This is a genomic window from Dyella sp. BiH032 (assembly GCF_031954525.1).
Lineage (GTDB): Bacteria > Pseudomonadota > Gammaproteobacteria > Xanthomonadales > Rhodanobacteraceae > Dyella_D.
On the sequence record NZ_CP134867.1, the window covers coordinates 1,636,074 to 1,651,340 of the forward strand.

Sequence of the window (15,267 nt, forward strand, 5' to 3'; positions counted from 1 at the left end):
CCAAGGAGGAAGGTATGCGCAAGCTGTTGCTCGTCGCGGCCATTGCGGCCGCCGGTCTGCCCACCATGTCGTGGGCGGAAAATGCCTCCACGCCGCAGGCTCCCCTGATCGAGCGCGCCGCGCTGTTCGGGAACCCCAGCCGGGTGGCCGGCAAGCTCAGTCCGGATGGCAAGTGGCTGGCCTGGGTCGCGCCGCGCGACGGCGTGCTCAATGTCTGGGTCGCGCCGGCCGGGGCGCCGGACAAGGCGAAGCCGCTCACCGCGGAAAAGCAGCGGCCGATCCGCCAGTACTTCTGGGCGCCGGATTCGTCGTCGGTGCTGTACATCAACGACCACGGCGGCGACGAAAACTTCCTGCTCTACAAAGCGAGCATGCAGGGCGGCGAGCCGCAGGCGCTGACGCCCTTCCAGAAGACGCGCGTGCAGATTCTCGGCGTGAGCACGCACGTGAAGGACCGCATCCTGGTCGGCGTGAACAACCGTGATGCGCGTTGGCACGACGTCTACAGCCTCGATCTCAAGAGCGGCAAGCTGACGGAAGTGTTGGAGAACAAGGGCGAGTACGCCGGTTTCGTCGCCGACGAAAACCTGACCCTGCGCATGGCGACGAAGTCGCGCTCGGACGGCGGCACGGACTATTACCGCATCGAGCAGGACAAGGTCGACGCCAAGCCGTTCGCCAGCGTCGGGCTGGACGATTCGCTCACCACCGAGCCGGTCGGTTTCACCGTCGACGGCAAGACGCTGTACTGGCTCGACTCGCGCGGCCGCGACACGGCAGCCCTGGTCGCGCAGGACGTCGCCAGCGGCAAGACCACCGTGCTGGCGCAGAATGCCAAGGCCGACATCGATGGTGCGCTCACCGACCCGGCGACTGGCAAGGTGCAGGCGTATTCGGTGCAATACCTCCAGCCGGAATGGGTGGCGCTGGATCCGGCGGTGAAGGGCGACCTGGCCTTCCTGCGCCAGGAGCTCAAGGGCAATATCGGCGTGAGTTCCCGCACCGACGCCGACGACTTCTGGACAGTGACTGTCGATCCGGTCGTGAAGCCGAGCGCTACCTATCTGTACGACCGCAAGGCGAAGAAGCTCAGCCAGCTCTTCGTCAGCCGGCCCGAGCTGGAAAAGGCCACGCTGTCGCCGATGTATCCGGAGGAGATCCGCACGCGCGACGGGTTGACCGAAGTGTCGTATCTCACCTTGCCCGCCGGCAGCGACACGGCGCATCCCGGGCGCCCCGACAAGCCGCTGCCGATGGTGCTGTTCGTGCACGGCGGGCCGTGGGGCCGCGACGTCTATGGTTACAGCAGCTACCACCAATGGCTGGCCAACCGCGGCTACGCCGTGCTGTCGGTGAATTACCGCGGCTCGACCGGCTTCGGCAAGAAGTACATCTCCGCAGGCGACCTGGAATGGGGCCGCAAGATGCACGACGACCTGATCGACGCCGTGCAGTGGGCGGTCAAGAACCGCGTCACCGAGGCCGACAAGGTCGCGATCATGGGCGGTTCCTACGGCGGCTACGCCACGCTGGCGGGACTCACCTTCACGCCCGACGCGTTCGCCTGCGGCGTCGACATCGTAGGGCCATCCAACCTCGCCACGCTGCTGAAGACCATCCCGCCGTACTGGGAAGCGGCGAAGATCCAGTTCTACAAGCGCATGGGCGACCCGACCACTGAAGCCGGCCGGCAGTTGCTGCATGAGCGCTCGCCATTGTTCAAGGCCGACGCGATCAAGCGGCCGCTGCTGATCGGGCAGGGCGCCAATGACCCGCGCGTCAACCAGGCCGAATCCGATCAGATCGTGAAGGCGATGCAGGCCAAGAACATACCGGTCACTTATGTGCTGTTTCCCGACGAAGGCCATGGCTTCGCGCGGCCGGAGAACAGCATCGCGTTCAACGCGGTGGCCGAGCAGTTCCTGGGCAAGTGCCTGAGCGGGCGCGTCGAACCGATCGGCGGTGCGCTCAAGGCTTCGACCGCCAAGGTGCCGCACGGCAAGGAGTTCGTCCCAGGCCTGTCGCAGGCGATCGGCGCGGGCGATTGAGCATCGCCTTCGGTGCATGCAAAGAGCCGCCCGTGGGGGCGGCTCTTTTTTGGAGCGATGAGAACGTGCGGCCTTACTTGCCGGTCTTCGCCGGCGCTGCCGCAGGCGCTGCAGGCGCGGGCGCGGCGGGTTGCTGCTGCTGAGCCGGGCGCACCACGAAGCCCACCGGCACCCAGCTATTGCCCGACTGCGCGAGCGAGACCGTCTCGAGGGCCGGCGAATTGGCATGGCGCGCGACGAACACCACGTTGACGTAGTTGCCCGCGGGCAGCCCCTGCGGATTCTCCACCCGGCCGAGCTGCACCCAGTCGCGGCTCTGGGTCGTGCCGAGCTGCTTCTTCACGCCATCGAGATACTTGCCCCAGTCGGCCTTGCTCACGCTCTTCTGCATGATCGGGCTGCTGGCCTGCCACATGGCATCCGCCTGGTTGGCGTCGGCCTGGCCCGCCCAGCGGGTGGCCACGGCCACGGCGCTGTCCAGCGAGGGAAGCTGCTGCGCGTGGACCATGCCGGCGGCGAACAGCGCAGACACGGCGGTGGACAGCGCGAACAAACGGTGAGTACGGATAGCCATGGAGATCTCCTTTGCGGTTTCAGAATGGTGCCGTCGGCCGGCGTGCATGTATGTGCCCCGCATCCCATCATCGATTGGCATCGCTGCCTATCCCTGAGCGGGGCACGCGCCTGTTTCCCGCGCAAAATCCGGCGAATCCAAAAAGAACTGTCCGATCAGAGACGAGCTGCGGTTCACCCTGGCGCGCTCACATGTTCCGCGCGGGTTTGAGGGTGAGCACGTGCTGATCCGGGCCGGGCAACAGGGGTGTCGGCCGTCCATTGACCCAGTCCTCGTGTCCGGCACCGAAATACGGCGACAGCGGGTTGTCGCTCTGTCCGCCCGGCAGCTCCAGGATGCCGTCCGCCTCGTGTCCCGGCATCACGTCCAGCCGTTCGGAGGCACCAAAGCCCGTGCGTGCCACGCGTGGCATGTTGTCGTCGCCGGGCAGCGGTTCGTCGGGCATGTCCAGCCAGCGCCCCGCGAACGCCGGAAGCGCACGCGACAGCGGATGGCGGACACCGGTGCGGTTGACCTCGCCCCAGCTGCGCGCGGCCAGTCCGCCGGGCTGCTTGCCGAGCTCGTCCGCTACCTGACGTGCGGCATCGAGCAGCAGGGCATTCCAGTCCGCATAGCGCGGATCGAGCAGGTGCGCCGGCCGGTCGCGCAGCAAAGCCCATACGGCGGCCTCCGTGTGGCTGGGGCGGGGCCAGGCGAAATCCTGGAAGCGCCCGGAGACTTCCGCCGCGAACGGCGCCAGCACGGCGGCATGGACTTTTTCGCGAAACGCCCGCACGAGGCGGTAATCGACGCTGTCGGCCGCCGCGCGCCCGCGCCAAGTGGCGGTGAGCTGGCGAAGTTGCGCAAGCGCTGGTTCGTTCGCGCCGGCGAGCGTGTCCTGCAGCAGACGTTGCCAGCGCAACAGCAGCAGCGCGCGATGGTCGAGCTGGATATCCAGCAGGTTGCCCGGCGCGAAGCTGCTGCGTGCACGCAGGCCGTCGCGGATCTGTTGCGCGCGCGCGCCGAGGTCGTGGCCGCCCTCGCCGAGCAGGGCCAGGGCCGGGCCGTCCACCGTGCGGTTGTTGGCGGTCCACAGACGGCCGTCGCCGGGATTCTCGATGCGCGGGTATTGCGCCGGCGCGGCCCAGCCCAGCCACCCGGAGCCGGGCGCGGACCAGTCCGCCGGCAGCAACGGGTCGAAACCCGCGCGCAGCGGGATGCTGTTGCCGGTAACGGTCCAACCGATGTTGCCGGCACTGTCCGCAGCCAGCAGGTTCTGTGGCGGCATCCCCATGGACGGCGCCAGGTCGAGCGCGGCATTCACGCCCGTGGCATGTTCCAGCGCCATCACGCCGAGGTTGTAGCCGCGCGGCATGCCGCCGATCCAGGCCAGCGCGAGCGGCGTACCGTCCACGTCCTGCGCCAGGATCGGTCCCCAGCGTGTGTCCTCCACCTTGAGCGTGCGCGGCGGCGCGCCTTTGACGCGCACCACTTCGTCGTGCGTTTCGATTGCCGCCCAACCCTCGGGCACCTTGTAGCGCGAGGCATCGTGCGGATCGCGCTGCACGCGCACCCAGTCGAGCCAGTCGCCATAACTGTTGGTGAAGCCCCAGGCGACCTGGCCGTTGGAGCCGGCGACCAACGCCGGCGTGCCCGGCAGGCTGACGCCGCTGGCGTCGCGGCGGCCGTTCGGGGCGCTGGGGTCCGCGTAACGCAGCCGCGTGCGGAACCAGATGTCCGGCACGCGCAGGCCAAGGTGCATGTCGTTGGCGAGAATGGCGGCGCCGGATTCGGTCAGATGACCCGACACCGCGAAGCTGTTGCTCCCGGGGCGCGCCTCGTCGAGCGCCGGCTTCAGCGCGGCGAGCGCGCTCGCATCGGCGCTCGATGCGGTGGGGCGTCCGCGCAGGTCGAACACGTCGGGGCCAGGGATGACCGGCGGGCGCGAGAGATCGCCGGTGAGCGGCGCCTCCCAGTCCGGATCCGGCGCGAGCAGGAAATCCACCAGCGGCGACGGCAGCGCCGAGCGCATCTGCGCGAAACGCAGCTCGCGCTCGTTGCGGCCGTCGCTGTTGAGGTCCAGGTACATCGCCGCGATCACGAGGAACGTATCCTCCGGCCGCCAGGACTGCGGCTGCGTGCCGAGCAGGAAGTATTCCCAGGGTTTCACCCGCAGATCGGCCAGGCCGCGATTCACGCCCGCGGCATACAGCTCGAGCGTGTGCCTGTCTTGCGGGGACAGCTGCGCCAGTGCGGCTTGCGCCACCGCGCGCAGGCGATGGGGCCGGTGCGCGAGATCGGTATCCACGGCTGCGGCGCCGACCAGTTCGGCCAGCTCGCCGGCGGCCATGCGGCGCATCAGGTCCATCGGAAAGAAGCGTTCCTGCGCATGGACGTAGCCCAGCGCGTACGTCACGTCGTCGCGGTTCTTGCCGTCGATGGTCGCGGTGCCCAGCGCGTCGCGGGCGATGGTCACCGTATCGCTCGGGCCCGCCACGGTGACGTCGCCATCCAGCCTCGCGCGGCCGCCGGCGAGCAGGAACCACCCCGTGGCCAGCACGCCCAGGATGAGAAAGAGCAACGAGAGGACGAGGGCGCGCAGCCAGCGGAAGCGTCGGACTCGGGGCATCGGGCGGCAATCCTGGAGGGGCGATGGGTCGAGTGTAGACCCGCGCACCGCCCGCGCGGCGGATCAGGGCTTGGCCGTGGTGAAGACCGCGAAGATGCCTGCGTAGGGCTTGACCATGAACGTCGGTGCGCCCGCGTAGCCTTCGCCGTCCACATAGAACTGCGAGATGGTGCCGTCCAGGTACAGCGCGTCGCGGCAGCCCAGTTCATCGCGGAAGAGGCGCGCGAAGGTATGGAAATTCACGGGCGATTCGCTGACCGCGAACATCACCTTGTGCGGCGTCTTCGCGCAGACGCCGCTGCGCCATTTCAGGCTGGACGAGTCATCCACGAAGCGATCGTTGACCTGTCCGTCGACCAGCAACATCGGACCCGACTGCGTCGCCCACCGCGCCGGCTTGCCGTCGGCCTTGAAGTCGGTGCTGGTGCGCACGGCAGCATGGCCATCGGGATAGATGGCGAATACGCCATTCGGCTGGATGGAAAAATTGCCCGCCGCGGGATTGCCGCGGAAGAGATTCAGCGGCACGACGGTGCGGCCGTCTTCGACGTAGAGGCCCAGCGGCGCGAACTGGCGATCGTAGATACCGGCATTGGCGGCGAACAACAGCCGGGTGTCGTGCGCCATGCCCCACTGGCGCAGTGCTTCGATGGTGCCGAAGGGTTGCCCGTTCTCCGGATCCTTCCAGTGCAGAGAAAGGGATTCGCGCTGGAGGTCGACGCTGACCACGCGGAAGGTCTGGCTCTCGAACGTCACCTCGTCGCTGTCCACCGCCTGCGCCTGCCGCGAGCAGCCGGAGGCGCAGGCGAGCAGGGTGAGCGTCGCCAGTATGCAGAGGGGGCGGTGGCGTGAGGTGGAGTGGGGGAGGGCGGTCGCCTTCATGCGAGGGATGTTGGCTGGGGTGGTGGGGTGGGTGCAAGCCGGAGGGTTGGTGTCGGCTTGCTGGGTGTTGGGGTTGGGGCGTTTCTGATGGGCGCTTGGCCTTGTCATTCCGGGGGGGGCGGAGGGAGCGCGCAGCGCGGAGTCGCGTAGGCTGGGGTGAGCCCGCGAACGCCAACGGGCGCTAAGGGTCGCCTCGCACCCCCATTCTCGTCATTCCGGCGTAGGCCGGAGACCAGTGACGACATCGCTCGGTTGCCGCCTTATCGCCAGTCGTGTCTCGCCCGAAGGGCGAGGGTTTCGCTCTCCTGCCGGAGAGCGAGTTACTTCTTCTTTGCTTGCCCAAAAGAAGAAGTAACCAAGAAGAAAGGGCCCCCTGCGCGGCGCCCTCCGCAGCCTACGCTGCTGCGGGTGCGTTGAGGGCTGGCCGGGCTTTTCGACAGGGCATCCTGCCCTGATCGAAAAGGCGGGGGCGTCCTGCCCCCGCCCCGCTTCGCGGGCCTGATCGTCCAGCCCTCACCGCCGCGAAGGGAACCCGGGAGATCAAGAGCGTTACGGAGCGTCGCTTCGCTCGCTCTTGTTTTTGTTTTTGCTTGCCGCGGTACGCACTTCTCCTTCTCCCCTCCGGGGAGAAGGCGGGATGAGGGGCGGGGCTTGCGAAAACGCGCAGGCAGCGACCGTTCGGCGGCACATATCACGCCGCGGAGCCGGTCTTCCACGCCCCGCCGTTATAAACTGCCGCTTTTCCGCCGCGCGCCGTCCCATGCCTTACACGCCTATCGTCGCCACGCTCGGTTACGTGCTTTCCCCGGACCGCCGCCGGGTGCTGATGATTCACCGCAATGCGCGGCAGGACGATTTGCACCTGGGGAAATACAATGGGCTGGGCGGGAAGATGGAGCCGGGCGAGGACATCGCTGCGTGCATGCAGCGCGAGATCCATGAAGAGGCCGGTATCGAGTGCGAGTCGATGCAGCTGCGCGGCACGCTCAATTGGCCGGGTTTCGGCAAGCATGGCGAAGACTGGCTGGGTTTCATCTTCGTGATCGACCGTTTCCGCGGCACGCCGCTGGACGCCAACCACGAGGGCACGCTGGAGTGGGTGGAGCTCGAGCGGTTGATGGAGTTGCCGATGTGGGAGGGTGACCGGCATTTCCTGCCGCTGGTGTTCGACGGCGATCCGCGGCCTTTCCATGGCGTGATGCCTTACAAGGACGGCCGCATGCAGTCCTGGGCGTTTTCGCGTCTGTGAACCCTGTGGCGCGCCGCATCGAGATCGTGGCGGCGATGATCCGGGATCCGGGCGGACGCGTACTGCTGGTGCGCAAGCGTGGTTCGGAAATCTTCCAGCAGCCCGGCGGCAAGCGCGACCCGGACGATCTCGACGATCTGCACACCTTGGCGCGCGAACTGGAAGAGGAACTCGGCTGTGCCATGCGGCGCGAAGGTGCGAGGCTGCTCGGGCGTTTCAGCGCGCCTGCGGCGAACGAGCCGGGCTGCGTGGTGGAGGCAGTGGTCTACGAAGTGATGGTCGATGGACCCTGCGAAGCGCGGGCCGAAATCGAAACCCTGTGCTGGGTCGACCCGGCGGATCCCGGCGATCTGCCCATTGCACGCCTGAGCCGGGAACAACTGCTGCCGCTGCTGGCCTGACCGGGGCGGAAAGGGCCATCCCTGGCCCGAATGGATCCGGCCTCAGTCGCTCAATGGCCGTGGGTCTTGCCGTGGCCCTTGGCCTCGTGCTTGCCCTTGTTCTTGTCGCTGGCGACGTCGCTCACCGCGGTGCCCACCTTGGTGTCGTCGGCGCGCGCATCGGCGGCGGCCTGAGACACGGCGTCACCATGTGCATCGTTATTGGTGTGCGTCGTCGGCGTCGAGTGCGCGGAACCGCCGCCATGGCCACCGGCGTGCTGTGCGAACGCATACGAGACCGGCAGCGCGAACACGCCGAGTACCAGCGCGGCAGAAAGAAGCTTCTTCGACATGGTCAATGTCCTCAGGTGAAGCCGTGCCCGTTGCACGGTGGCTACACCCTACGCGGCGAGGCTTGCGCGAGCGTGAACGCAGGCCCGCGCAGGAATTTGCGTACAGCCGCCGTACCGCTCCGGCCGATGCCGCCCATCGCGAGACGGCGCGGTTACGGGTCGATGCGCCGCAGCGCCACGACCGCGTTGAGGCCGCCGAAGGCGAACGAGTTGCTGATCGCCGCGTGCACCGGCATGCGGCGCACTTCATTGGGTACGTAGTCCAGATCGCAGACCGGGTCGCGTTCAAGATAGCCCAGCGTCGGCGGCACGATGCCGTCGCGCAGCGCACCGATCACCGCCACCAGCTCAAGCGCACCGGAGGCACCCAGGGCATGGCCGTGCATCGGCTTGGTGGAGGAGATCGCCAGCGCACGTGCGTGTTCGCCGAACACACGGTGCAGCGCGGCGGTCTCCGTGGCGTCGTTGGCCAGGGTGCCGGTGCCGTGCGCACTGACGTAGTCGATCTCGGACGGCGACAGCTGTCCGTCGCGCAACGCGGCGGCCATGGCGGCGGCTGCACCGATCTCGGACGGCGCGGCGATGTCGCCCGCATCGGAGCTCATGCCGGCGCCGGCCAGTTCGGCCAGGATGGTGGCGCCGCGCGCCTGCGCTTGTTCGAGCGTTTCGATCACGAACATGCCGGCGCCTTCGCCCAGCACGATGCCGCGGCGGCCCGCGCTGAACGGGCGGCAGGTGTCGGGGGCCAGCACGCGCATCGCTTCCCACGCGCGCAACGTGCCCAGGGTGAGGCAGCCCTCGGTACCGCCGACCACGGCGGCGTCCACCAGGCCCGAGCGGATCATCATCGCCGCCTGCGCGAACGCGTGATTCGACGACGCGCAGGCGCTGGCCACGACGAACGAGGGGCCGGTGATGCCGTGCGCCATGCTGATCTGGCTGGCGGGCGCGTTCATCATCATGCGGATGATGCCCAGCGGATGCAGGCGCGAGGCGTTCTCCGCGTACAGCTTGTGATACTGCACATCGCGGGTGGACTCGCCGGCCACGCCGCTGCCGACCACCACCGCGGTCCGCATGGCTCGCTCGCCTTCGAAGACTAGCCCCGACTGGCGCACCGCTTCGCCCGCAGCCACCAGCGCATACTGGGTCGCCAGGTCGAGCTGGCTGAGCTTGGCTTCGTCGAAGTAGGCCGCGGAGTCGAAGTCCTTTACCTCGGCCACGACACCGCCGGCGCGCATCAACTCCGGCGCCACGCGCGTGATGGGGGCGATGCCGGTGCGGCCTTCGGTCATGGCCTTCCAGACGGAAGGCGCATCGTTGCCGAGCGCGCAGATCGCGCCCATGCCGGTGATGACGAGACGTTGCATGAAGTCTGGGCTGGCTGAGGTTACTTGGCGGCGAGCTGGCGTTCGATGGCTTGCACCAGCTGACCCACGGTGCCGTTGTCGAAATCCGCGTCCTCGTTGGGCAGCTGGATGTTGAAATGCTCTTCCAGGTCGAAGATCACTTCGATGGCGTCGAGCGAAGCGACGCCCAGCTCCTTGAGCGTGGACTCGGGCTTGATGGTGTCGATCTCGATCTTCGCCTGCTTGGCGATGATCTCGAAGGTTTCGCGCTGTACGTTCTGCTCGCTCATGATCGATGTCCTGGGTCCGTGGCGTTCGCCGAGGCCGCGCCTGGCGGCCGACCCGGCAAGCCTGACCAACCGCGGGGAGCTTGTCCAGAAGCGCGGTCCTGCTTCGTCATGATTGTGGGCGCGACGCCTTTCGCCAATCTTTGGCATCCTCCGCGGCGCCCGGGTAAGGGGCCTGAAAGCCGCTCCGGCCATGCTTCCGGCGCTGGGCCTGGGGCATCATCGTCCCGCCGTGCCACGGGGCGGCGGCCCTTCACTTGCGGAATCCTTGCGTGCGTTATCTCAACCAGCTCGAACCGGACGGTCTCGTCGATTCGTTCGCGGTGCATCCGCCGATCGGCTTCCAGGTAGTCGACGCCGTCGGCACGCCGGCGTTTGTGGCGCCGTTCGACCTGCTGACCACCGCGGACGATGCCTTGCGCCGGCGCATCGTCCACGCGCCCGGCTACCGCTGGTGGGGGCGCCTGTTGCGCTGGCGCACCGCCTTCGTCGGCACCACGGTGTCCGAGTACGCGCTGTTTCCGCGCCAGGCCGACCCGGCGGCGCTGGCGGGTGACTTGCGTGCGCGCCTGGGCGACGGGCAGCGCCTGCTGATCGTCAAGGACATCCCGCTGGATTCGCCGCTATGCGACGCCGCCGGGCGCGAGTGGTGCGCGCGTTTCGCCGACGCCTGCCGCACGGAAGGTTTCCTTCTGCTGGAAGGCCAGGCGCTGGCCTACGTGCCGATCGACTTTGCGGACGAAGACGAATACCTCGGCCGCCTGTCCGCGTCGCGGCGGAAGGACATCCGCCGCAAATTGCGCAAGCGCGATGGCGTGCACGTGGAAACGGTCGCTTGCGGCGACGCGCGCTTTGCCGACGAGGCGACGGTCGACGCGTTCTACGCCTTGTACGAGAACGTCTACGCGCAAAGCGAAGTGCATTTCGACAAGCTCAGCCGCGACTTCTTCGCCGCCGTGCTGCGGGATGCCGGCAATGGCGGCTTCGCCTTCGTCTACCACTACGAGGGCGCGATGATCGGGTGGAATCTCTGCTTCGTGGCAGACGGCAAATTGATCGACAAGTACGTCGGCTTCGCCTATCCGCAGGCGCGCGAGCAGAATCTGTACTTCACCAGCTGGTTCCACAACCTGGCCTGGGCGCGGGAGCGCGGACTGACGCATTACGTCGCGGGCTGGACCGACCCCCAGGTCAAATCCTATCTTGGCGCCAGGTTCACCCTGACCCGCCATGCCGTGTGGCTGCGCAACCCGCTGTTGCGGGCCATCGCCCGGCGCCTGGGGCACCTGTTCGAAAGCGACAGCCAATGGGCGGCGCAGCATGGCGACGCGAACGAGCACTGACGATGCGCAAGCGTGATCCCCTGATCCTGGATTTCGACGGTTCCGTCGGTGAGATCGCCGGCGCCACCACCGTTCCGCTCGGCGACTGGCAGGAGGCGATCCGCTTCGGCTGCACGCTGCGCACGTTCGCGCGCCTGCGACGCCATCTGGACGCGGTGGCTCCGCCCGGGCACGGCACGGTGCTGATGGGCTCCGGCGATTATCACCATCTCACCTGGCCGCTGGTCGAGCGCCAGCGCGCGCGCGGGCCGTTCCAGCTGGTGGTGTTCGACAACCATCCGGACAACATGCGCTTCCCGTGGGGCATCCATTGCGGCTCGTGGGTGCGCAAGGTCGCCATGCTGCCGTACGTGAACCACGTGCACGTCGTCGGCATCACGTCCTCCGACATCGGTGCCGGCCATGCCTGGGAGAACTACCTGCAGCCCTTGCGCGCGGGCAAGCTCACCTACTGGTGCATGGACGTGGACGTGGGCTGGTCCGCGAAGCTGGGCCTGCAGGATGCGTTTCGCCGTTTCGACGACCCGGATGCGCTGACCGCTGCCTTCGTGGCGCAACTGCGTCAGGCGCCGCAGCCGACCTATCTCTCGATCGACAAGGACGCTTTCAGCGTCGCTACCGCGCGTACCAACTGGGACCAGGGCCGGCTGGAAGAGCATCACGCGATGGCCATCATCGAGTCGCTGCGCGGGCGCATCGTCGCCAGCGACATCAATGGCGAAGTCTCGGCGTATCGCTACCGCACCTGGTGGAAGCGCCTGCTCAGCGGCATGGATGGTCAGGAACCGGTGCCGCAACACGAGCTGGACGCCTGGCAGGCGCAGCAACGCGAACTCAATACGCGGCTGCTCGCCGCCATCGGCGAAAGCAGCATCTGACCGGGTGCCCGCCGCCTGCACGGCGGTGGAGCCGTTCTACGCCAGCCCAAAAGAAAAGCCGCCCCCGGTTGCCCGGGCGGCGGCTTCGATGGCATGCGCGCGCGGCGCTTACTTCACGCCGTCGATGTACCAGTACGTGCGCTTGCGCTTGCCCGTACCCGGCGGCGTGACCTTCTGCGAACCCAGGGAGGACGTGTTGTTGCCGCCCACCTGGCCCAGCTGGTTGCCGCCGCCGATGAGTACCGGCGTGAGCAACGTGCCGCCGCCGGCCGTGGGCAGCTGCACCAGGCCGAAGATCGGCGACGGGGGCATGCCGCCGCCGTCGAACTTCACGAAGCGGTTCGGGTTCATGCCGCTGCCGTCGAGGAAGTTGATGGCATAGCCGCGCGCGATACCCAGGTTGGGGTAGCACATGTTCGGGTTGTTCGTCGGATTGGCCGGCTGGTTGGTGCCGAAATAGGTGTAGCCGGCCACCGTCAGCGGTGCGTTGACCGCCTTCTCGCCCGCATTCGCTAGCGTGATGTAGAAGCCGCTGCCGCTGCCCGTGTACAGCGTGTTGGTGGCATCGGAAAGGCTGGATTCGGTGATGGTCGTCCAGCTGGCCGCCACCGAACTGCCGGTATTGGTGTCGCGCAGGCTGTAGAAGCGGTTGATGACATTGGAGGCGGCGTTCGACGCCAGCGGATGTTCGCGGTCGCCGGTGGCGCCCACGACGGCGTCGTAGCTCGAGGTCGGCACGACGTCCGGCGGATAGAAGAACTTGCGCGCATTGGTGCCGGTGCCGCCCAGGCTGGCGATCTGGGACACGGTCCAGTTGGACGGCGAGGTCAGCGCGTTGGGCTCCAGGTCGGCGCGCCAGATGTTGCCGCCGAGGTCGCCCACGTACAGGCGCTCGATATAACCGTCGCCGTCGCGATCCAGCATGGTGATGTCCGACGGTATCGCGAAGGTCATCCCCGGCACGCTCAGGCAGGGCGAGGGCTCGCCGGTGCAGTTCGGCGCAGCGACCCATACCGGGGCGCCGCTAACGGCATCCAGCACGACGATGGCCCGGCCCATGGTGTCGGCGCTCTGCACCGGGTCGGCGTCCTCGGCCGTGTCGTAGCCGCCGCCCATGATCAGCACCGGATTGGTGTTGCCCTTGACGCGCGCGACCTTGGGCTGCGACCAGGTCTGGCCCAGCTCGGGAATGTCCGTATTGGACTTCTTCCACAGGAAGCGCGGCGCCGTCGGATCGGTCACGTCGAAGGCGTAGACGAAGCGGCCGCCGCGGCGCGCGGTGAGGTAGATATAGGTCTTCGCGGGCGAGACGCGCTGGTCCTGGTACACGGTGGTCGTGCCGTCGAAGAAGTAGTCCTTCGGCTTGGCCGTCGCATCGGTGATGCCGGGCAGTTTGATCACCGGGCTGTTGTCGCGCAGGCGCTTGAGCTTGCCGAAGAACTCCGGCGCGACGAACGACCACAGCTCGCCGCCGGGCCGCACGTTGCCGATGCCGGCGGTCTGGTTGCCGTTGACCGCGCGGAAGAAGCCATCGTTCGAGCCGTAGAACACCACCACGCCGGTGCTGCCGCCATAGTTGACGATGGCCGGGCGCGAGTGCAGCACGTCGCCATGGATCGACGGGCGGATCGTCACCACACCGCCGGGACCGGGCTCGGCTTCGTTGTTCGGGCTGGTGTTGTCGGCGCCGCGCACCCAGTTGATCAGATTGGACAGGTCCGCGCTGGTCGTGCCGAGCGCGGTGGTGGTAAGGGAGCTGTTGCTGGTGTTGAAGCTAGGCATAGCGACGGTGGTGGGGCAGCCGCCCACGCTGTTGCACGTGTAGACCGTGCGCCCCGTCTGCGAAGTCAGGTAATCGGCGCGCAGCATTTCGCCCACACCGCCTTTCTCCACCACTTCGCCGTCCACGGCGTCGTAAGCCTGCGACACGCCGGAAGGCTTGTTGATCCAGAAGCCCGTCGTGGGCCAGTTGGCCACCACGCTGGTACCGCCGGGGAAGGTCAGCGGGCCGTTGCGCGGCGTGCCGGTCTGCTGATCGGAGGTCCAGTAGCTCAGCGCGTTCGGCGAGATGAAGCCCGAGCCGTTATTGCTGATCGCTGAGTTGCCCAGCGAGTCCTCGGTGACCACGTTGCCGTTGCTGTCCAGGCCCAGCTGATACTGCTTGAGGTTGCCCACCCAGCGTGGCAGGGCGGTCGGGTCGGGGCGGAACATGCCCACGTACACCTGGTTCAACGACACGCCCTGGCTGTTCACGCTGATCGGCAAGCTGACCGAGGCGAACACGCTGTTGATCGACTGCACTTCGTTGAAGATCTGCATCAGATCCGAGATCAGCGCATCGAGCGCGTTCGGATCGTTGATGTTCACCACGAAGGCCTTGCCGCCGCCGTGGCTGGCCATGCTCTGCAGGAACTGCACGTAGTCGGGGTTGGTGCCGTCGGTGACGGCGATCGTGTACGTGATGATGTTCTGCGGATTGGTCGACGTACCCCCGGAGAGGTCCGTGTTGTACATGTACTGCGCCCACTCGTCGCCCCAGTTGGACTGGTACTTGTTGTAGGGCGGCGGAATGGTGATCTGGGTAGGCGCCTGGCCCAGCGCCTGCGTCAGCGACGACAGTGCACTCGGGCTGTTCGAGGGATCCTGGGGCTTGCCGTTGTTCATCGCGTTGGCGATGTAGATCACGAAACTCTTCTGGCAAGGGCCGGACAACGGCGATTTGTACTTCACGCCGCTGAGGCCGGTGCCGCCGGCGAAGTAGGCCCACATCTCCTCCATGCCGCCGCCGACCTGCGAATTGTTGGAGGTGTCGTTGGCGCGGTCGATGGTCTTGATCGCCGTCTGGAAGGACGCGATGCCGGTGCTGTCCATGAGGGGCAGCGGACCGGGGTCGGCACGGCCGACGTTGGGGAACCTGAAGATGCCGCCGTTGGTGGGGTTCTTCGCAGAGTCGAAGAGCATCAGCCCCATGTTGATCTTGCCGAGCAGCTGGGCGTTCGAGCCGATCGTGGTGACGGCTTGATAAAGCGCGCATTGCTCGAAACCTACGTCCTTGCCGTTGTTGTTGCTGCCAACGTAGCTCGTGGTGGGGCAGGTGAAGTTCGCGCTGCCGTTCCACGCCGCGGCGTTGTCGAGCAGGATCATCAGATTCGGCGAGCCACCGTTCACCGGCGCGCCGGTGTACAGGTCGATGTCCTCGGCGAGGGCCAGGCCCGGCAGCGCCAGGAGGGCAGCGGCGAACGCCAGCTTGCGCAGGCGGCGGCTCAAGGATGGGCGCGTGTGGGACATGGCGGCGTCTCCGCGAAGGCGGGCAATA

12 protein-coding genes are annotated in these 15,267 nt (G+C 67.3%); 5 read left to right on the forward strand and 7 right to left on the reverse strand.

The genetic code is table 11. The features are described from left to right. Nucleotides 1-14: 14 nt before the first annotated feature. On the forward strand, nucleotides 15-2,048 hold the full coding sequence (locus tag RKE25_RS07245) for a S9 family peptidase (RefSeq protein ID WP_311841565.1): 2,034 nt from the start codon (nucleotides 15-17) through the stop codon (nucleotides 2,046-2,048). 73 nt (nucleotides 2,049-2,121) lie between these two features. Here the strand turns inward: RKE25_RS07245 and RKE25_RS07250 are convergent, their stop codons facing one another. The 3 genes from RKE25_RS07250 to RKE25_RS07260 all read right to left on the reverse strand — a co-directional run bounded on the left by RKE25_RS07250 (nucleotide 2,122) and on the right by RKE25_RS07260 (nucleotide 6,112). Further along, entirely contained in the window at nucleotides 2,122-2,622 is a 501-nt protein-coding gene (locus RKE25_RS07250) for a DUF4019 domain-containing protein (protein ID WP_311841566.1), read from the reverse strand. 187 nt (nucleotides 2,623-2,809) lie between these two features. Then, the gene (locus tag RKE25_RS07255; protein ID WP_311841567.1) at nucleotides 2,810-5,230 is read right to left on the reverse strand and encodes a penicillin acylase family protein; all 2,421 of its coding nucleotides are present in this window, start codon (nucleotides 5,228-5,230) and stop codon (nucleotides 2,810-2,812) included. A 63-nt stretch (nucleotides 5,231-5,293) separates the two neighbouring features. Further along, nucleotides 5,294-6,112: a phosphodiester glycosidase family protein gene (locus tag RKE25_RS07260; RefSeq protein ID WP_311841568.1), complete on the reverse strand. Its 819-nt coding sequence runs from the start codon at nucleotides 6,110-6,112 to the stop codon at nucleotides 5,294-5,296. A 760-nt stretch (nucleotides 6,113-6,872) separates the two neighbouring features. On the opposite strand from RKE25_RS07260, the gene RKE25_RS07265 reads away from it, so the two are divergent. Together RKE25_RS07265 and RKE25_RS07270 are read left to right on the forward strand one after the other, a co-directional pair. Continuing rightward, on the forward strand, nucleotides 6,873-7,361 hold the full coding sequence (locus RKE25_RS07265) for an 8-oxo-dGTP diphosphatase (protein WP_311841569.1): 489 nt from the start codon (nucleotides 6,873-6,875) through the stop codon (nucleotides 7,359-7,361). 5 nt (nucleotides 7,362-7,366) lie between these two features. Next, the gene (locus RKE25_RS07270) at nucleotides 7,367-7,762 is read left to right on the forward strand and encodes an NUDIX domain-containing protein (RefSeq protein WP_311841570.1); all 396 of its coding nucleotides are present in this window, start codon (nucleotides 7,367-7,369) and stop codon (nucleotides 7,760-7,762) included. 50 nt (nucleotides 7,763-7,812) lie between these two features. Here the strand turns inward: RKE25_RS07270 and RKE25_RS07275 are convergent, their stop codons facing one another. The 3 genes from RKE25_RS07275 to RKE25_RS07285 all read right to left on the reverse strand — a co-directional run bounded on the left by RKE25_RS07275 (nucleotide 7,813) and on the right by RKE25_RS07285 (nucleotide 9,733). Next, entirely contained in the window at nucleotides 7,813-8,094 is a 282-nt protein-coding gene (locus tag RKE25_RS07275; protein WP_311841571.1) for a hypothetical protein, read from the reverse strand. Between the two features lie 152 nt (nucleotides 8,095-8,246). Continuing rightward, complete coding sequence (locus tag RKE25_RS07280) at nucleotides 8,247-9,464, reverse strand: beta-ketoacyl-[acyl-carrier-protein] synthase family protein (protein ID WP_311841572.1); 1,218 nt, start codon at nucleotides 9,462-9,464, stop codon at nucleotides 8,247-8,249. A gap of 20 nt (nucleotides 9,465-9,484) precedes the next feature. After that, the gene (locus tag RKE25_RS07285; RefSeq protein ID WP_311841573.1) at nucleotides 9,485-9,733 is read right to left on the reverse strand and encodes a phosphopantetheine-binding protein; all 249 of its coding nucleotides are present in this window, start codon (nucleotides 9,731-9,733) and stop codon (nucleotides 9,485-9,487) included. A gap of 269 nt (nucleotides 9,734-10,002) precedes the next feature. Between RKE25_RS07285 and RKE25_RS07290 the strand changes: the two genes are divergently transcribed. Then, the gene (locus RKE25_RS07290; protein ID WP_311841574.1) at nucleotides 10,003-11,073 is read left to right on the forward strand and encodes a GNAT family N-acetyltransferase; all 1,071 of its coding nucleotides are present in this window, start codon (nucleotides 10,003-10,005) and stop codon (nucleotides 11,071-11,073) included. A 2-nt stretch (nucleotides 11,074-11,075) separates the two neighbouring features. Beyond that, nucleotides 11,076-11,951, forward strand: coding sequence for an arginase family protein (locus RKE25_RS07295; RefSeq protein WP_311841575.1), 876 nt, complete (start codon nucleotides 11,076-11,078; stop codon nucleotides 11,949-11,951). A gap of 108 nt (nucleotides 11,952-12,059) precedes the next feature. Here the strand turns inward: RKE25_RS07295 and RKE25_RS07300 are convergent, their stop codons facing one another. Further along, nucleotides 12,060-15,239, reverse strand: a complete 3,180-nt coding sequence (locus RKE25_RS07300) for a PilC/PilY family type IV pilus protein (protein ID WP_311841576.1) — start codon at nucleotides 15,237-15,239, stop codon at nucleotides 12,060-12,062. Nucleotides 15,240-15,267 lie beyond the last annotated feature (28 nt).